Source organism: Corynebacterium sp., assembly GCF_030532325.1.
Lineage (GTDB): Bacteria > Actinomycetota > Actinomycetes > Mycobacteriales > Mycobacteriaceae > Corynebacterium.
Map to the genome: position 1 here is coordinate 104,452 of NZ_JAUNLS010000001.1, position 16,809 is coordinate 121,260.

Annotated in this window: 16 protein-coding genes and 2 tRNA genes; 9 read left to right on the forward strand and 9 right to left on the reverse strand. The window is 65.8% G+C overall.

The features are described from left to right. Positions 1-17: 17 nt before the first annotated feature. From Q4E25_RS00485 to Q4E25_RS00500, 4 genes are all read right to left on the reverse strand, one after another. Entirely contained in the window at positions 18-617 is a 600-nt protein-coding gene (locus Q4E25_RS00485) for an ATP-dependent Clp protease proteolytic subunit (protein WP_303152833.1), read from the reverse strand. 183 nt (positions 618-800) lie between these two features. After that, positions 801-2,156 carry a trigger factor gene (gene tig, locus Q4E25_RS00490; RefSeq protein WP_303152835.1) on the reverse strand — a complete coding sequence of 452 codons (1,356 nt, stop codon included), beginning with the start codon at positions 2,154-2,156 and terminating at the stop codon, positions 801-803. An 83-nt stretch (positions 2,157-2,239) separates the two neighbouring features. Continuing rightward, positions 2,240-2,313 (reverse strand) — tRNA-Pro (locus Q4E25_RS00495). Between the two features lie 238 nt (positions 2,314-2,551). Further along, a complete protein-coding gene (locus Q4E25_RS00500) occupies positions 2,552-3,385 on the reverse strand; it encodes a DUF1542 domain-containing protein (protein ID WP_303152837.1) in 834 nt (277 codons plus the stop codon). 128 nt (positions 3,386-3,513) lie between these two features. Here Q4E25_RS00500 and Q4E25_RS00505 point away from each other — a divergent pair. Then, positions 3,514-3,588: transfer RNA gene (locus Q4E25_RS00505), tRNA-Gly, on the forward strand. 497 nt (positions 3,589-4,085) lie between these two features. On the opposite strand, the gene Q4E25_RS00510 is transcribed toward Q4E25_RS00505, so the two are convergent. Continuing rightward, positions 4,086-5,624, reverse strand: coding sequence for a sodium:solute symporter (locus Q4E25_RS00510; RefSeq protein WP_303152839.1), 1,539 nt, complete (start codon positions 5,622-5,624; stop codon positions 4,086-4,088). A gap of 271 nt (positions 5,625-5,895) precedes the next feature. Between Q4E25_RS00510 and Q4E25_RS00515 the strand changes: the two genes are divergently transcribed. Continuing rightward, positions 5,896-6,585 (forward strand): FadR/GntR family transcriptional regulator, encoded by a 690-nt coding sequence (locus Q4E25_RS00515; RefSeq protein WP_303152841.1) that lies wholly within the window; start codon positions 5,896-5,898, stop codon positions 6,583-6,585. 22 nt (positions 6,586-6,607) lie between these two features. On the opposite strand, the gene Q4E25_RS00520 is transcribed toward Q4E25_RS00515, so the two are convergent. Genes Q4E25_RS00520 through Q4E25_RS00530 form a run of 3 tightly spaced genes read right to left on the reverse strand, consistent with a single transcriptional unit; the run spans position 6,608 to position 9,236 of the window. Further along, positions 6,608-7,315 carry an N-acetylmannosamine-6-phosphate 2-epimerase gene (locus Q4E25_RS00520; protein WP_303152843.1) on the reverse strand — a complete coding sequence of 236 codons (708 nt, stop codon included), beginning with the start codon at positions 7,313-7,315 and terminating at the stop codon, positions 6,608-6,610. A gap of 27 nt (positions 7,316-7,342) precedes the next feature. Further along, complete coding sequence (locus Q4E25_RS00525) at positions 7,343-8,284, reverse strand: ROK family protein (protein WP_303152845.1); 942 nt, start codon at positions 8,282-8,284, stop codon at positions 7,343-7,345. Between the two features lie 7 nt (positions 8,285-8,291). Next, positions 8,292-9,236 (reverse strand): dihydrodipicolinate synthase family protein, encoded by a 945-nt coding sequence (locus tag Q4E25_RS00530; RefSeq protein WP_303152847.1) that lies wholly within the window; start codon positions 9,234-9,236, stop codon positions 8,292-8,294. 181 nt (positions 9,237-9,417) lie between these two features. Between Q4E25_RS00530 and Q4E25_RS00535 the strand changes: the two genes are divergently transcribed. The 7 genes from Q4E25_RS00535 to Q4E25_RS00565 all read left to right on the forward strand — a co-directional run bounded on the left by Q4E25_RS00535 (position 9,418) and on the right by Q4E25_RS00565 (position 16,435). Continuing rightward, positions 9,418-9,588, forward strand: coding sequence for a hypothetical protein (locus tag Q4E25_RS00535; RefSeq protein WP_303152848.1), 171 nt, complete (start codon positions 9,418-9,420; stop codon positions 9,586-9,588). A gap of 31 nt (positions 9,589-9,619) precedes the next feature. Beyond that, complete coding sequence (locus tag Q4E25_RS00540; RefSeq protein ID WP_303152849.1) at positions 9,620-11,290, forward strand: FAD-dependent oxidoreductase; 1,671 nt, start codon at positions 9,620-9,622, stop codon at positions 11,288-11,290. Then, positions 11,287-11,547 (forward strand): metal-sensing transcriptional repressor, encoded by a 261-nt coding sequence (locus Q4E25_RS00545; protein WP_303152851.1) that lies wholly within the window; start codon positions 11,287-11,289, stop codon positions 11,545-11,547. The genes Q4E25_RS00540 and Q4E25_RS00545 overlap by 4 nt, the downstream gene beginning before the upstream one ends. A 161-nt stretch (positions 11,548-11,708) precedes the next feature. Further along, complete coding sequence (locus Q4E25_RS00550) at positions 11,709-12,470, forward strand: LamB/YcsF family protein (RefSeq protein WP_303153179.1); 762 nt, start codon at positions 11,709-11,711, stop codon at positions 12,468-12,470. Beyond that, positions 12,470-14,068, forward strand: coding sequence for an urea amidolyase family protein (locus Q4E25_RS00555; RefSeq protein WP_303152853.1), 1,599 nt, complete (start codon positions 12,470-12,472; stop codon positions 14,066-14,068). Before Q4E25_RS00550 ends, Q4E25_RS00555 begins: the two co-directional genes overlap by 1 nt. Positions 14,069-14,070: 2 nt before the next feature. After that, positions 14,071-15,822 (forward strand): biotin carboxylase N-terminal domain-containing protein, encoded by a 1,752-nt coding sequence (locus Q4E25_RS00560; protein WP_303152854.1) that lies wholly within the window; start codon positions 14,071-14,073, stop codon positions 15,820-15,822. A gap of 10 nt (positions 15,823-15,832) precedes the next feature. Next, positions 15,833-16,435: a GntR family transcriptional regulator gene (locus Q4E25_RS00565; protein ID WP_303152855.1), complete on the forward strand. Its 603-nt coding sequence runs from the start codon at positions 15,833-15,835 to the stop codon at positions 16,433-16,435. 23 nt (positions 16,436-16,458) lie between these two features. On the opposite strand, the gene Q4E25_RS00570 is transcribed toward Q4E25_RS00565, so the two are convergent. Beyond that, on the reverse strand, positions 16,459-16,761 hold the full coding sequence (locus Q4E25_RS00570; protein ID WP_303152857.1) for a hypothetical protein: 303 nt from the start codon (positions 16,759-16,761) through the stop codon (positions 16,459-16,461). Between the last annotated feature and the right edge of the window lie 48 nt (positions 16,762-16,809).

Consider the following 16,809-nt stretch of genomic DNA (forward strand, 5'->3'; position numbering starts at 1 on the left):
GTGATTCTCCTTATCCCCTAGTTGCTCAGCGAGCCGTGAACGGACTCAATGACGTGGTCAACGATGCCGTACTCCTTGGCCTGCTGGGCGGTGAACCAGCGGTCACGGTCGGAATCCTTGGTGATCTGCTCGAAGCTCTGGCCGGTGTGCTCAGCGATGAGCTGAGCCATCTCCACCTTGGTCTGCGCAAACTGCTCGGCCTGGATGGCGATGTCCGCAGCGGTGCCGCCCACGCCAGCGGAAGGCTGGTGCATCATGATCCGAGCGTGCGGCAGGGCGTAGCGCTTGCCCTTGGTGCCACCGGAGAGCAGGAACTGGCCCATCGACGCCGCCAAGCCCATGCCGTAGGTGGCGATGTCACACGGCGAGTACTTCATGGTGTCATAAATAGCCATGCCCGCGGTGACGGAACCACCCGGGGAGTTGATGTACAGCGAGATATCGCGGGTCGGATCCTCAGCCGACAGCAGCAAAATCTGGGCGCACAGCTTGTTCGCAATCTCATCGTCGACCTGGGTGCCCAGGAAAATGATGCGCTCGCGCAGCAGGCGCTCGTAGACGCTATCGCCCAGGCTCATACCCGAGCCCTGCGAATTCATCTCAATGTTTCCAGACATGTAGAAAGTCTCCTTGAGGACAGTCGTTTCATCTAATGCCACCACACTACTGAATTAACTCGGCCGCGTGGGGCGTGTTCGCTCTCAGCGTCTGCGGGAATAAATCCGCTCCCGCACGCGCGCTTGGCACGCAAAAGGCCCAGCCCCATGCGCATGGGAAACTGGGCCTTCAGTGGTGGAGGATTACTCGGCGTCGTTAGCCGCGGCGTCCTCTTCCTCGATCTCGCCGAAGTACTGGTCAACGTCGACGGCGTTGCCCTCTTCGTCCTTGACCTCGACGCGGCAGATGGCGGCGGCCAGGGCCTTGCCACGGCGCACGTCGGAGAACAGGTTGGCAATCTGACCGTTGGACTGCAGCTGCTGCACGAACTGGTTCGGGTCCATGCCGTAGGACTGCGCGGTGAACAGGATGTGATCAGTCAGCTCCTGCTGGGAGACCTCGGGCTCTTCGACGTCGGCAACGGCGTCCAGGAAGAGCTGGGTGCGCACGGACTCCTCGGCGGCCTCGCGGGTCTCCTTGTCAAACTCCTCGCGGCTGCTGCCCTGAGCCTCGAGCAGCTGGGCCAGAGCCTTCTCATCGTGAGCCAGCTGGCCCAGGATCTGGTGCAGCTGAGCGTGAACCTGCTCGTCAACGACGGAGGTCGGCAGCTCGAAGGAGGTGCCCTCCAGGGCGGCCTTGAGAACCTCGTCGCGGATGGCGGCAGCCTGCTCGGCCTTCTTGGACTCCTCGACGCGGGTCTTGGTGTTCTCGCGCAGCTCCTCGATGGTGTCGAACTCGGAGGCCATCTGAGCGAACTCGTCATCCAGAGCCGGCAGCTTGCGCTCCTTGGTCTGCTGGACGTGAACCTTGATGGTGGCCTCCTCGCCAGCGTGCTCGCCGGACTGGATGGTGGAGGTGAACTCGTTATCCTCGCCGGTCTTCATGCCGCGCAGGGCGGTGTCGAGGCCCTTGATGAGGTCGTCGTCACCGATCTGGTAGGACATGCCCTCGTAGGAGGCCTCCTCCAGCTTGGTGCCGTCGATTTCAGCGACGATGTCGATGATGGCGTAGTCACCGGTCTTCATCTTGCGCTTGGTGTCCTTGAGCTCACCGAAGCGGGACGCCAGATCCTCGAGTGCCTTCTCGACGTCCTCCTCCGTGGCCTCCAGGGCCGGAACGGTGACGGAGAGGGCGGAGAAGTCCGGAACCTCGATCTCAGGGCGGATGTCGACCTCGGCGGTGAACTCGACGAAGTCGTTGTCCTCGATCTTGGCAATGTCAACGTCCGGCTGGCCGATGACCTTGAGTTCGTTTTCTACGACGGCCTGCTCGTAGCGGGTCGGCAGCATGTCGTTGACAACCTGCTCGAGGATCGGGCCGCGGCCAAAGCGGGCGTCGATAAGCTGGCGGGGTGCCTTACCCTTACGGAAGCCGGGGATGGAAACCTGCTGCGCGATCGCCGCGTAGGCCTGATCGATTTCCTTGTCCAGCTCAGCGAACGGAACGTTGACGGTGAGCTTGACGCGGGTATCGCTCAGCTTGTCTACGGTGGTCTTCACGAGAAACTCTCCTGATTTTGATGATTCACAGTGTAAATAAGGGGCCTGGAAATCCTTGAAGGGCATTTCCAGACCCCCATACGTCGGGGCGACAGGATTTGAACCTGCGACCCCCTGCTCCCAAAGCAGGTGCGCTACCAAGCTGCGCCACGCCCCGTATGTTGGCCTCCATGCTGTTCGGTGTGCGCGCTATTTGGGGTTAGCGCCGCTCAGCATGGCTGCGTTGCATACTCGGGCCAGTGTACCGGCTACGCTTTCCATAGCTCAACACCGACCCCTGTAAAGCAGCATTTGCGCAGCTCAGTGCGGATAAATGAGGCCTTCTAGTCCACTGTGCGTTAAGGCCGTGTACTGCGCTTATACTGGCCGCACCCGGACGTCGCACTACGGCTTTATTAGAAATCGAAGTCAAAGTCGAAGAGACCGCCGCCATCGCCGCCGTCGCCGCCGAAGAGGCCACCGAAGAGACCGCCGTCGTCCCCTCCCATGTCGCCGCCGTCAGCACCCATATCGCCACCGTCAGCGCCCATGTCGCCGCCATCGATGCCTTCCATGCCTTCGGCACCACCCATGTCACCGCCCCAGTCGCCGCTCTCGGCGGCCGCTGCGGAGTAGCCCACGCCAGACATGCCGGCGAACATGGCGTTAAACATCATGGAGTAGCCAACCATCCACACGCCGGTGGACAGGGCGTCCGCCCACCACGGGCGGGAGTACCAGCCGGCGGGCACGGGGCGCCCGGCGACGACACCACCCGGGTAGTAGTTCGGGGTCTCGGCGGAGGCATAGGGCGAGGCGGTCAGGGTCTGGCCGTTGGCCTCGACGGTGCGCTTCTCCGTCACCTTGCCGGCCTGGCGCTGGCCTTCCAGCGGCGGCAGCTCGGGCCCCGGGGTCATGCCCATGATGTCGCGGGCCGCGGCGACGTAGTGCATGCCCTCCAGGGCGGACTCGCGGGCAAGGTAAGCCTGCTTCGCGGTGGTGGCACGCGAGATGGCAGCGTTAGCAGCGGTGAAGCGCTCGGAGGCATCCGCCATAGCCTGCGTGGAGGCGGCATCGGTGCCGGAGATCTGCATGACCTGGCCGCCCAGGCGTTCTGTCCAGCGGCGGGCGTCAGCCAGGGCGTCCTCAAACTTGGTTTGCTCCAGCTGTGCTTGGCGCTTCTTATTGTTCTGCGATACCCAGAACGCGAGGCCGACGCCAGCAATGAGACAGACAAGGACAAAGGACATGTAGATTTCGCTCCCCACAGATGGTTGATCTTCTACGGGCTTCAACGTCTCGCCCTGGAGTTTAGTTCCCGGTTTTATTTTTCGCGCGGGCGTGCGCTAAGGTAGTTCGCAAGTCCGTAGCGACGTATGGGAATGTCGTATAGTGGCTAATACCTCAGCCTTCCAAGCTGAAGACGCGGGTTCGATTCCCGTCATTCCCTCCATGAAGAGCCGTGCCCTAAATTATGGGCGCGGCTCATTTTTTTCATTATGCCGCAGCCCCGGACGCGGCCCCGTTTCTCCCCTGCCACAGTTTCTTTCCTGTGACAGCCGCGGGCATAGTTGCCTTTTCTGCCTAAATCGAGCTTTCCCGTTTTCAGTACGTTTTCAGCTGGCGAGTCCGCAGCCATTGCGTCGTGCGCACGGCTTCTTTTGACTTACGGCCGGGCAGCTGCTCACAACGCGCTACTGATCCATGCCGACGGCAAGTCCGGCATAGGAGAACCGAGGGAAACGTAGAAGGCTGAACCTGGATGGCTGAACCTCGACGTCGCCAAGCTCGGCGGGCTCCGGCGCGAGGAGTGCGACCTGCGGGTTCAGCTTTCCAGGTTCAGCCTTTTAGATTCAGCCCCCTAGATTCACCCCCCTAGATTCAGCACAGTGGGTTCAGCCGGAAAAGCCCCAGCGAAGGCTCACTGGGGCGCGGTGAGGGGTTGAGTGCTTAAGCCGTTTCCTTCACGGACGCGGCCACGGCTTCCGTGTCGGCCTTGCGCACGTAGTCCATATCCCTGCCGTAGATGGTCAGGCCTGTGATGTCATGGGTCTGGCGGCCCTTGAACAGGAAGGAGGCGAGCCAGCCCACCACCAATGTGACCAGGAAGGCCACGATGGAGACGATGAAGGGACCCTTGTCCAGGCCACCGGCGAAGTAGGCGGAGACCGCACCCAAGATGAGGCCGATGAGCACGCCATTCGCGTTCGCGGTCTTGGTGAAGATACCCAGAGCAAAGACTGCCGTGAGCGGGACACCGAACAGGCCCGTGATGGCCAGGAAGAGATCCCACAGGTCGGACTGGTTGGTGGCCACCAGGTAGAGGGCCACGAGCACGCCGATGAGTCCGGCCACGATGATAACTATGCGCGAGAGTGCCACGGAGGCGGTCTTGCCAGAGAAGCGGTTGTAGATGTCCACCACCACGCAGGCGGAGATGGAGTTCAGAGAGGAGGAGATGGTGGACTGTGCTGCCGCCAGGATGGCCGCGATGAGCAGGCCGGCGATGCCGGCGGGCAGCTCAGAGAGGATGAAGTAGGGAACGACAGCGGAGGTGTTCACACCCTCCGGCAGGCCGCCCTTGGCTTGGTAGAAGTTGTATAGCGCGGTGCCCATGCCGTAGAAGAGCGGGATGGTCACCAGGGCAAGCACGCCGTTGACCAGGAGGGACTTCTTGGTCGCTTCAATGGTCGGGGTGGTCTGGTAGCGCTGGACCACGTCCTGCGAGGAGGTGTACTGATGCAGGCTGTTGAGGATGTTGCCAATGAAAATCAGCGGGATGGAAGTAAGGAAGGCGTCCGAGGTGGTGGAGAAGTTCTCCGCGCTGTAGAACTTGCCTTCCGCGGCGGCGTCGCTCAAAGCGCCGCTGAAGCCATCCGGGGTCATAGCCATGGCGGTCAGCACCACCACCGCAGCACCGGCCAGCAAGAGGATGCCCTGGATGACGTCCGACCAGATAACACCCTCCATGCCACCGAGGAAGGTGTAGATGATGCACAGGAAGCCCACGCAGGAGGCAACCACCAACGGGTTGAGGTCTGCCACCGAGGTGATAGCGAGGGTGGGCAGGTACACCACGATGGCGATGCGCCCCACGTGGTAGAGCACGAAGAGCAGGGATCCCAGCACGCGAAGTAGAACTGAGAAGCGCTCCTCCAAATACTCATAGGCCGTGGTCACGTCGAGCTTGCGGAAGAAGGGGACGTAGAAGCCAATGAGGATGGGCACGATGGCAAAGATGGCCAGGTTGCCCGCGGAGTAGGCCCAGTCCGTCAGGTAGGCCTTTTCCGGGGTGGACATGAAGGTGATTGCGGAGAGCGTGGTGGCGTAGATGGAAAAGCCCGCCGCCCAGCCGGGGATCCTGCCACCGGCTTTGAGGAAGTCATCCTGACTGTTACCGGCTCTTCTGGCGAAGTACCCGCCCACCACAAGCATTCCTAGTAGGTAAAGAATCAAGACTATCCAGTTGAGTGTTCCGAATGACTGCACGGGGGTGTCCTTTCTCGCGCCTCCGAAGCCGCGAGGGAATACACGCGCCAAGGAGATGTACATCACGTTCCACACCGCGATGTGGTTCCGCATACTTGAAGAAAGGATACATCAGACGTCTGATCTCCAACAGGTTTTGATGCATACTTTGGGTATAAACACCCCTACCGATGCCCCCGAAGGAGCCGCCATGCCGCGCAGTAAGATGAAGACCTTAGGCGCACCGGAGAAAGGATCAGCAGTGAGTGCCGTCAACAGCACAGCGTGGGGAATGGCAAGCCCCCACGATCGCACCCCCACCACCGCGCAGCTCGCGGTCGACGGCATCAAGGATTACATCCGCAGCAACGGCCTCAAGCCCGGCGATACCATGCCGACCGAAACCGAGCTCTGCGCCGAGCTGGGCTTTTCCCGCTCCTCGGTGCGCGAGGCCATTCGCACGCTGGTGGCCCTGGACATCGTCGAGGTCCGGCACGGACGCGGGACCTTCGTCTCACAGGCGCGGCTGAGCGCACTGGTCCAGGGGCTCATCTTCCGGGCCAGCCTTGACTCCGAGGGGCAGTTCGAGACCTTGCGCTATGTGGTCGAGACCCGCCGGGCGATGGATCTTTCCATCGGCGAGGAGGCCGCCCGCGCGCTCGATGACGCCACCTTTGAGCAGCTCACCGAGCTTGTCGACGCCATGGATGCCAAGCGCGAGCACAACTTCGCCGACGAGGACCGCCAGTTCCACCGCGTGCTGCTCTCGGTGATCGATAACCCGATCATCCGCGAGCTTAACGACGCCTTCTGGCAGGTTCACATGGAGGTCATCCCCCTGCGCGGCATCGCGAAGCCGCGCGATCTGGGGCGCACGGTGCGCGCGCACCGCGCCATCCTCGAAGCGCTGCGGGCCGGGGACATGGATGCCTACCGGGCCGCGGTCAACGAGCACTACCAGCCCTTGCTCGAAGAGCTTTAAACCAGCGCAATCTCGAGGAGCTTTAGCCCCCGTTAAACTGGCGGGTAATCCACGCCGGATCCGTGATCGCGGTGCCCACAATGACCGCATTCGCCCCGGCCTCCATGCCGGCTAGCGCCTGCTCGCGGGAGGAGAAGCGCCCCTCGCCGATGATGAAGGCCTCGGGTCCCAACAGCTCACGGCCGCGCGCGATGCACTCGAGGTCCGGCCCTTCAGTCTTCTCACGGAACTCGGTGTAGCCCGCCAGGGTCGTGGAGACAATATCGGCCCCTGCGCGGTGGGCGGCCAGCATTTCCTCGGGCGTCGAGCAATCCGCCATGGCGAGGACCCCCTGCGCGTGGCACTCCTTGACGATGTCAGCGTAGGTGGAGCCATCGGGGCGCGGCCGCTCGGTGGCATCGGCGCACACCACTGCGGCGCCTGCCGCGGCCAGCGCGCGCACGGACTCGCGGGTAGGCGTGATGTAGACCCCCTCGCTGCCCTCCTTGGTCAGGCCAAAGACGGGGACGTCAACGGCGCGGGCGATGGAGTTGACGTCCGCAATCCCGCCGTAGCCGCCGCAGCGAATGGCCGGGCTTCCGCCCGCCACGCAGGCGCGGGCCACATGGGTCAGGGTGTGCGTATCGCGCATGGGGTGCCCGTCGGGAGCCTGCACGGACACAATCACCTTGCCGCGGATGAGCGAGTACAGCTCCTCGCGCGGCTCAGCATTCTCAAAGCTGAAGGTCATAGGCTGTTTCCTCCTGAGACAGCATGGTTAAAAGGCATAATCACGAGCGTAGGCCGCGGCGCCGAGGATGGGCGCTGTGGCCGGCGAGCTGGTGACGAAGGTGGGGATATCCTTATTCGGCCGCAGGGCATGCTCGTGGATGGCCTGCGTGAAGGGCTTCTCCACGGCCTCACCGATGTGCGAGACACCGCCGCCGAGAACCACGGCGTCGAGATCAAAGCCGGAGGCCAAGCCCGCCACCGCGCGGCCCAAGCCGTAGGCGTTTCCCTCGATGATGCGCCGGGCGAGCTCGTCGCCGGCGTGCATGCGCTGGACCACCTCTTCCAGCGGCACGCGCAGCTCGCATCTGTCGCGCCACGGGATGCGGCCGACGCTGGGATCCGCAGAAATCTCCTCGTAGTAGGCGGCGAGCCCGTTTCCGCTCATGATGTTTTCTGCTCGGTCGGCATAGCCGCGAAAGTCTGCGCACAGCAGTTCCGAGAACTCCCCGGCGGTGCCGGTGGGGCCGCTGAGCAGGGCGCCGCGCTCACTGACCGCTCCGCCCACGCCGGTGCCGAGGGCGAGGAAGAGAACCCGCCCCTCCCGGAATTCCTGCGCCTGCCCCACGGTGAGCTCGCCATAGGCCCAGATGCGCACGTCGTTGTGCACTGCGCAGGGCACATCGATGACCTCGCGAGCTAGGCCGCGCACATCCGTGCCCGTCCAGCCCTTCATGGTGTCGCCGTTGTGCACGACTATCCCCTCGGGCGCGGCAATCGCACCGGGTGAGCCGATGCCGATGCGCGCCGGAGTGATACCGGAGTCCTCCACCGCTTGGGCGATGGCCTTCTGGATCTGTTCCTGCGGCGATCCGCCGGGCGGCTGGGTGGGGATGCGGCCTAAGTTCGTAGCCTGCACTGGGTCCTCGTCAGCCACGAAGCCCCAGGCAATCTTGGTGGCGCCCACATCGAGCGCAAGTGTGGTGGCCATGGCGCGCTTAGGGCTCGGTGATCTCGGCGGCGTCGACAATTGCGGCGATGCGCGCGTTCTCTTCCTCGTTCAGCGCAACGTGCGGCTGGGACATCAGGCCGGAGGGGAAGATGCCGAGGTGGTGGAGCGCAGACTTGAAGCTTCCCAGACCCTGGGAGCTGCCGCCCATGCGTGCGGGATCACCCACGGTGACGATCTCAAAGAGATCGCAGATCTTGTTCTGCAGCTCGGCGGCCTCCGGGTACTTGCCCGCCACGAGGAGCTCGTGCAGGGTGACGTAGGAAACGGGGTCCACGTTGCCCAGGCCCGGGACGACGCCGTCCGCGCCGGCCAAGTAGGCAAAGTCCACGGTGGTCTCTGAACCGGTGAGGATGGCAAAATCCTTCAGCTCGGCCTTGTTGCGCGCGCTGATGAGGGAGCGGGTGTAGCCGTCGACGCCGCCGGAATCCTTCACGCCGGCCAGCACGCCCTCCTGCGCCAGGCGGATCAGGGAGGAGATGTCCAGCACGTTGTGCACGCTCACCGGGATGTTGTAGGCGTAGATCGGGGTCTGCGGGGCCGCCTTGTGCAAGAGGCGGAAGTGTTCCTCGATTTCCACCGGGTGGGTGCGCACGTAGAAGGGGGCGGTGGCCACGAGCCCGTCGACGCCAAGTGCCACGGCGTCCTCACTGTGCTCGATGACGCGCGGGGTGGTCATGTCAATGACGCCGGCGATGACGGGAAGACGGCCGGCCGCCTGCTCCATGACGGTGGAGATGACCTGCTTGCGCTGCTCGCGGGTAAGGAAGGCCACCTCACCTGAGGAGCCGAGGACAAAGAGGCCGTGCACGCCGGCCTTGATAAGACGCTCAGTGTGCTTGGCCAAGGTCTCGGTATCGACGCTGTAGTCACTGTTCAGCGGGGTGAGCAGCGGCGGGACAACGCCGTGCAGAAGCTCAGTGTTAGCTGCCATGAGTATCAACCTTCGTGTCGGGGACGGGAATCAAGAGTCATAAGACATCATACGTCTCAATCTCGGCCCCGTGTGCCCCACGAGGGCCCATAGCCTTGACGTCAGATACCCCTAGGGGTATATTGCGGGACACAAGATAGATACCCCCTGGGGTATAAACAGCAACCGAAAGGACCCCACCATGTGCCGTCCCGTTCCCTGCAAGACCTGTGGAAAGACCACCTGGGCTGGCTGTGGCCAGCACATCGAGCAGGTCAAGGCCCAGGTCCCCGCTGGCCAGTGGTGCACCTGCCCGCGCGATGCCAGCCCGAAGACCTCCGGCAAGGGCCTGCTGAGCAAGCTTTTTGGTTAAACACCCCGCACACCCACAGGAGCATCACCCCATGACCCCCTCCCCCGCACAGCGCCCCCGCACCACGGTGATCATCGGTGGCGTCGCCGGCGGCATGTCCACCGCCACTCGCCTGCGCCGCAACGACGAGCAGCGCCGCATCATCGTCCTCGAGGCCTCCGGCCACGTGTCTTTCGCCAACTGCGGCCTGCCCTACCATGTCGGCGGCGTCATCCCGCAGCGCGAGTCCCTCCTGCTGCAGACCCCCGAATCTCTCAAGGAGCGCTTCAACCTCGACGTGCGCGTCAACACCCGCGCCCTAAGCATCGACCCGGCCGCCCGCACCGTCACCACGGATGCTGGCGAGACCATCGACTACGACGAGCTGGTACTCTCCCCCGGCGCCACCCCGTTCCTGCCACCAATCCCGGGCATCGAGCACGCTCTGAGCCTGCGCACCGTGGAGGACGTCGACCGCATCGTCGCCGCCGTGGAGGCCGCCCAGGCCCGTGGCGGCGAGCAGGCCGTCATCATCGGCGGCGGCTTCATCGGCCTGGAGATGGCGGAGAACCTGCGCCACCGCGGCATGCAGGTCACCGTGGTGGAGGCCGCCCCGCAGATCATGAGCCCGCTAGACCGCGAAATGGCACAGATCGTCACCGAGCACCTGCGCGCACACGGCGTCGAAGTGCGCACCGGGGCGCAGGCCGAGGGCATCGACAAGCAAAGCACTAACAAGCAAAGTGTGACCCTGGCCGACGGCGAGAGGCTGGAGACAGACATCGTCATTGCCGCGATTGGCGTGCGCCCGGCCAGCGAGCTGGCGCGCGAGGCCGGCTTGGCCGTTTCCGAGCGCGGTGGCATCGTGGTGGACGCCCAGCAGCGCACCAGCGACCCGCACATCTTTGCCCTGGGTGACGCCGCCACAAAGAAAGACATCCACACCGGCGCGGATACCCTCGTCCCCCTGGCACAGACCGCCAACCGCCACGGCCGCCTCGTGGCCGATGTCATCTGCGGGCGCGAGACCTCCTCGCTGCCGGTCATGGGAACGGCTATCGTGGGGCTCTTCGGCCTGGCCGCGGCCTCCACCGGGTGGAATGAGCGCCGCGCCGCCGCGGAGGGTCGCCCCGTCCGTGCCATTCACCTGCACCCGGTCAACCACGCCGGCTACTACCCGGGTGCCGCACAGCTGCACATGAAGCTGGTGGTGGACGCCGATACCGACGCCATCCTCGGCGCCCAGATCGTGGGCACGGAGGGCGCAGACAAGCGCATCGACGTCATTGCCACCGCCATGCGCGCGGGCTTGAAGGCCTCCGACCTAGCAGACCTGGAGCTGGCCTACGCCCCACAGTTTGGCTCGGCCAAGGACCCCATCAGTTTTGCGGGCTTCATCAATGACAACATCCGGCGCGGCGAGCGCACCGTGCAGTGGCACGAGCTGGAGCAGCGGATGGAAAAAGGCGCCCTGCTTATCGACGTCCGCACGCCCAGCGAGTTCGCCCGCGCCGCTATCCCCGGCGCGGTGAACATTCCGCTCGACGAGCTGCGCGCCCGCCACGGCGAGCTGGGCGGCGCCACCGACATCATCGTGCACTGCCAGGTGGGACTGCGCGGGCACAACGCGGTGTGCCTCCTGCGTAACCTGGGCTACGGCGCCGCCGTGTCGAACCTCGACGGCGGCTACTTGACGTGGAGCTATGGAAAGGCGGCACAGTGAACCTCGACCCCCAAGCAATAAAGCCCTCCGTGACCCGCCTCAAGCGCGCCCGCGGGCAGATTGACGCGGTCATCAGGATGCTCGAGGCCGGCGAGGAGTGCGAGGCCGCCGTGACTCAGCTGGCCGCTGCGGCCAAGGCGATTGACCGCGCAGGCTATTCCATCATCGCCACGGGCCTCAAGCAGTGCTACCGCGAGGGCGGCCCGGATGCGCTGGACGCGGAGAAGATGGAGAAGCTCTTCCTCTCCCTTTCCTGAGCCCTTTCCGGAGCCCCTTACCTAAGCCGGGCACTGCACACCCCCAAAGACCCCCACATGGGAACTATGGCACGGGGCTACTTCACAAAGCGACGTGACGCAGGCTACACTGTCACCCACTAGATTGTTCAACAATATTGGAAGGGGATGTGGCCGTGTCCTTGAGCGCGCTTTCCATTGACCTCAACGCCGACTTAGGAGAGACCACCGCGGGCAACCCCGTGGCCGATGACACCGCCATGCTCAGCATGGTCTCCTCCGCCAACGTGGCCACCGGCTTCCACGCCGGGGACCCCCACTCCATCGCCGCCACCGTGCGCGCCGCCGCCGAGGCCGGGGTTACCGTGGGCGCGCACGTGGGCTACAACGATCCCGCCGCCTTCGGGCGCCGCTTCATCGACTACGCCCCAGCGGAGCTGGCCGATGAAATCACCTATCAGATCGGCGCGCTCGACGCCCTGGCCCGCGCCGCCGGCACCCGCGTGGCTTACGTCAAGCCGCACGGTGCGATGTACAACGCCATCGTCCACCACGAGGCCCAGGCCCAGGGCGTCGTCGCCGGCGTCAAGGCCTTCGGGGATCTTCCTCTCATGCTGCTGCCGGGCGGCGTGGCCGTGGACATGGCGGAGAAGCAGGGCCTGACCGTCATCCGCGAGGCCTTCGCCGACCGCAACTACAACCCCGACGGCACCCTGGTTTCCCGCCGCGAGCCGAATGCGGTGCTGGGTAACGCGCAGGACGTGGTCCAGCGCGTCATCGGTGTGGCCGAGACCGGCTCGATTACCGCCATCGACGGCAGCGTGCTCAACGTCGACGCGCAGTCCGTGTGCACCCACGGTGATTCCCCCGGCGCGGTGGAGCTGCTGCGCGGGGTCGTGGCCGAGCTGAACACCCGCGGCATCGAGATTCGGAGCTTCCTCTAATGCACATCCATCCCGTGGGCACGCGCGCCCTGCTGGTGGAGCTGGACGGGCTGGAGCAGGTGATGACCTGGCACGAAGCCCTTAGCCACCGCCCGCTCAAAGATCAGGTCGACGCCATCGCCGCCGCCACTACCCTCCTGCTCACCTTCGAGACCCCCAACTCCGCCCACGCCGCCGCGGAGTTCCTCCAGGATTTCCAGCCGGCCGCCCAGGCCAGCGGCGAGCCGCGCCTGGTAGAGATTGACGTGCTCTACGACGGCGAGGACCTCGACGAGGCCGCCGACCTGCTGGGGATGTCCCGCGAGGGGCTCATTGACTGGCACACCTCCACCGAGTGGCTCGCAGCCTTCGGCGGCTTCGCGCCCGGCTTTACCTATTGCACGCCGGCGGATGCCTCCCGGGGCGTGGACATCGAGCGCCGCGCTACCCCACGCACCGCGGTGCCGGCCGGCGCGGTGGGCATCGCCGGCAACTTCTCCGCGGTCTACCCGCGGGTCTCCCCCGGCGGCTGGCAGCTGCTGGGCACAACCACCACCCCCATGTGGCAGTCCGACGCCCAACCGCCCGCCCTCGTGCAGCCCGGTGACCGCGTGCACTACCGCGCGGTGAGCTCCCTGCCGGACTTCGTCTCCTCCACCCCGCTGGGCCGGCGCTCCCCGGCGCGCCTGCCGCGCATGGAGGTGCTCGATTCCGGCCTGCTCACCCTCTTCCAGGATCAGGGCCGCCCCGGCCGCGGCAACCTGGGGGTGACCCCCTCGGGCGCTGCGGATCAGGCCGCGGCCGCCACCGCGAACGTGGCCGTGGGCAACCCCCGCGAGGCCACCGTGCTGGAAAACATCGGCGGCATGAGCCTGCGCGCGCTCACCGATACCGTCATCTGCGTCACCGGCGCCCAGACGCGGGTGCTTCTCGACGCCATGCCGGTCCACCTCGCCCGCCCGGTCCTGGTCACCGCGGGCTCCACGGTGCGCGTCGAGCCCGCTCAGCTGGGTATGCGTTCCTACGTGGCCATCCGCGGCGGCATCGTGGCGGATACGGAGCTGGGCTCGGCCTCCACCGACATCCTCTCCGGCCTGGGCCCCTCACCGGTGCGGCTCGGCGATGTCATCGGTGTCCTGCCCCGCTCCACCGCCATGACCGACGCCCAGCTTGCCAACCCGCTGCGCGTGTGCGAAGGCGAGCACGGGGAGACCACCGGCGTGCTGCGCTGCGTGCTGGGCCCGCGCGATGACTGGTTTACCCAGGAAACCATCGAGGCCTTCCTCTCCACGCAGTGGGAGGTCACTCCGCAGACCAACCGCGTGGGCCTGCGCCTGCGCGCCGAGAACGCCCCAGCGCTTGCCCGCGCGCGCAGCGGCGAGCTGCCCAGCGATGGCATGGTGGCCGGCTCCGTGCAGGTCCCGCCCTCCGGAGAGCCCGTGGTCTTCCTCCGCGACCACGCTGTGACCGGCGGCTACCCCGTCATCGCCACGGTCTTGGAAGAGGACATCGACATCGCCGCCCAGCTGCCACCGGGAGGAACCGTCCGCTTCGAGCTGGTCACCATCGATTCCCCCATCCACTCCACCGACGTCCACTCCGCCACCCAGGAAGGTTAACCATGATTTCCGCTGTCCTTATTGCTAACCGCGGCGAGATCGCCGTCCGCATCGCCCGCGCCGCCCGCGACCTGGGTATCCGTTCCATCGCCATCTATTCCGAGGCCGACGCCGGCGCACTGCACACCCGCGTGGCCGACGAGGCCTACGCCCTACCGGGCAACTCCGCGGCCGATACCTACATGAACGTGCCGGCCCTGCTCGATATCGCCGTGCGTGCCGGCGCCGACGCCGTCCACCCCGGCTACGGCTTCCTCTCCGAGAACGCTGACTTCGCCCGCGCCGTCGCCAGTGCCGGGCTGACCTGGGTGGGCCCCTCGCCGGAATCCATCGAGCTGCTTGGTGACAAGATTGCCGCCCGCCGCGTGGCCGAGGAGGTCGGCGCCCCGCTCGCCCCCGGCACCTCCGATCCGATCGATGACTGGCAGGAGGCCCGCGCCTTCGCCGAGGAGCATGGCCTGCCCATCGCTATCAAGGCCGCCTACGGCGGCGGCGGGCGCGGCCTCAAGGTGGTCGAGCGCCTCGAGGACATCGAGGCCGCCTTCAACTCCGCCGGGCGCGAGGCTAAGGAGGCCTTCGGCCGCGCGGAGTGCTACGTGGAAAAGTTCCTCACCCGCCCGCGCCACGTCGAGGCACAGGTGCTGGCTGATTCCCATGGCAACGTCGCCGTGCTGGGCACCCGCGACTGCTCCACCCAGCGCCGCTTCCAGAAGCTCATCGAGGAGGCCCCAGCCCCCGCGCTCACCGAGGAGCAGCGCCGCGGCATCCACGAGGGCGCGCGCGCCATCTGCGCCAAGGTGGGCTACACCGGCGCGGGCACCGTGGAGTACATCGTCTCCGAGGACGGCACCATCTCCTTCCTCGAGGTCAACACCCGCGTGCAGGTGGAGCACCCCGTCACCGAGATGGTCACCGGGGTGGACATCATCGCGGAGCAGTTCCGCATCGCCGCCGGCGAGCCGCTCTCCTTCAGCGGGGATCCGGAGACCACCGGCCACGCCTTCGAGTTCCGCATCAACGCCGAGGACATCCTCAACGGTTTCGCGCCCTGCCCCGGCACCATCGTTCACTTCGAGCCGCCCACAGGCCGGGGCATCCGCGTCGACGCCGGCGTGCGCTCGGGCTCCATCGTGCCGCCGTACTATGACTCGCTCATCGCCAAGCTCCTGGTGTGGGGGCCGACCCGCGAGGTCGCCCTGGCCCGCGCCAAGGAAGCACTCGCGGAGTTCGACGTCGAGGGCGTGCGCACCGTGCTGCCCTTCCACCGCGACATGGTGGATTCCCAGGTGCTCAAGGATCACGGCGATAGCGAGGCCAGCGCCGGTATCTACACCGACTGGCTGGATCACAATTACCGCCCCTCGGCGGCGGCCGGCAGCCACATCGCCCCCGTGGAGGCCATCTACGCCAAACGCACCCAGGTGGCCGTGGAGATCGACGGCAAGCTGGTCAGCGTCGGCGTGCCGGAGTCGCTCTTCAGCGCTGCCGCTAGCTCATCCGCGGCGGGCGCGGCGCACCCCGGCGAGCAGGACTCGTCCGCGGCCGCGGGCGCGGTGACCGCGCCTTACGACGCCAACCTGGTGGCCTGGAACGTCTCCGACGGCGACAGCGTGGCCGAGGGCGATGAGATTGCCACCATCGAAGCGATGAAGATGGAATCCTCCGTCAAGGCGCCCTCGGCAGGCACCATCACCCTCAAGGTCAAGCAGGGCGAGCGGCTGGCCGCGGGCAGCGTGCTGGCCACGATTAGCTAAAGTAATCCGCATGCTTGCAGATTCCGTCGCGGCCGCGCTGCGCACCGCCATCTCCGAAGGCGAGTTCATGCCCGGCCAACAGCTCAGCGAGGTGCGCGCCGCCGAGCGCTTCAACTGCTCCCGCAACACCCTGCGGGAGGCTTTTGCCATGTTGACCTCGGAGCACATCGTGGAGCGCATCCCCAACCGCGGCGTTTTCATCGCCACCCCGGACCGGGACTTCGTGCGTGATCTCTACCTCGCGCGCGCCGCCATCGAGCCCTCCGCCGCGCGCTACGGTACCTTCGATCACCCCGAGGCCCTCGTGGACTTGACCGAGCAGGCGCTGCGGGAGGACGCCCCCTTGCCCCTCATCAATCAGCGCTTCCACAAGGCGTTGGTGGCGGGCCTGCATTCCCCCACCCTGGACCGCACGATGTCCAACCTGCTGGCCCGCATGCGCGTGACCTTCCTGCTGGCGCTGCAGCGCAAGCCCGACATCCACGCCGAGCACATCGAGACCAACCTCGAGCTAGCCACGCTCATCGCCGCGGGCAAGCGCGAGGAGGCAGCGGAGGCCTCCCGCGCGGATCTCACCCGCGCGATGAACTCCATCATCGCGGTACTGGACTAATAGCCCGCAGTAACAATTCCGGACTAGCAGGCGCGGGTGTCAAAGAGCCCGCACTGCGGGATGCTGAGCATCGACGAGCCCATCGAGGAGAGCATGGCGGGGATGCCCACCACCACGAAGAAGGTATCCCGCAGGGCCTCCCCCACTCCCGGGATGCGGATCAGTTCCTGCAGGCCGTTGACAATGCCGTCACCGAGCGAGGACGACGGAGCAGGCGCTGGGGCGGGTGCAGGGGCCGGGCCTTGCTCGGCCAGGGCGCTGGGGGACGCCGCCACAATGAGCACGGCGGTGCTGGCCGCCGCCAGGGTCTTCTTGAACTTCAGCATGGGGTTCTCCTTCGATCCTTTACGGGAATAGGGTTAGGCCCTGAGGCT

What these genes read in the sequence shown, in the direction of transcription:
- Q4E25_RS00525 (WP_303152845.1), bottom strand. Translation starts at nt 8,284, where the DNA reads ATGGCCACCACACTTGCGCTCGATGTGGGCGCCACCAAGATTGCCTGG.
- Q4E25_RS00530 (WP_303152847.1), bottom strand. Translation starts at nt 9,236, where the DNA reads ATGGCAGCTAACACTGAGCTTCTGCACGGCGTTGTCCCGCCGCTGCTC.
- Q4E25_RS00555 (WP_303152853.1), top strand. Translation starts at nt 12,470, where the DNA reads ATGCACATCCATCCCGTGGGCACGCGCGCCCTGCTGGTGGAGCTGGAC.
- Q4E25_RS00560 (WP_303152854.1), top strand. Translation starts at nt 14,071, where the DNA reads ATGATTTCCGCTGTCCTTATTGCTAACCGCGGCGAGATCGCCGTCCGC.
- Q4E25_RS00485 (WP_303152833.1), bottom strand. Translation starts at nt 617, where the DNA reads ATGTCTGGAAACATTGAGATGAATTCGCAGGGCTCGGGTATGAGCCTG.
- Q4E25_RS00565 (WP_303152855.1), top strand. Translation starts at nt 15,833, where the DNA reads ATGCTTGCAGATTCCGTCGCGGCCGCGCTGCGCACCGCCATCTCCGAA.
- Q4E25_RS00515 (WP_303152841.1), top strand. Translation starts at nt 5,896, where the DNA reads ATGGCAAGCCCCCACGATCGCACCCCCACCACCGCGCAGCTCGCGGTC.
- Q4E25_RS00535 (WP_303152848.1), top strand. Translation starts at nt 9,418, where the DNA reads ATGTGCCGTCCCGTTCCCTGCAAGACCTGTGGAAAGACCACCTGGGCT.
- Q4E25_RS00570 (WP_303152857.1), bottom strand. Translation starts at nt 16,761, where the DNA reads ATGCTGAAGTTCAAGAAGACCCTGGCGGCGGCCAGCACCGCCGTGCTC.
- Q4E25_RS00520 (WP_303152843.1), bottom strand. Translation starts at nt 7,315, where the DNA reads ATGACCTTCAGCTTTGAGAATGCTGAGCCGCGCGAGGAGCTGTACTCG.
- Q4E25_RS00540 (WP_303152849.1), top strand. Translation starts at nt 9,620, where the DNA reads ATGACCCCCTCCCCCGCACAGCGCCCCCGCACCACGGTGATCATCGGT.
- Q4E25_RS00500 (WP_303152837.1), bottom strand. Translation starts at nt 3,385, where the DNA reads ATGTCCTTTGTCCTTGTCTGTCTCATTGCTGGCGTCGGCCTCGCGTTC.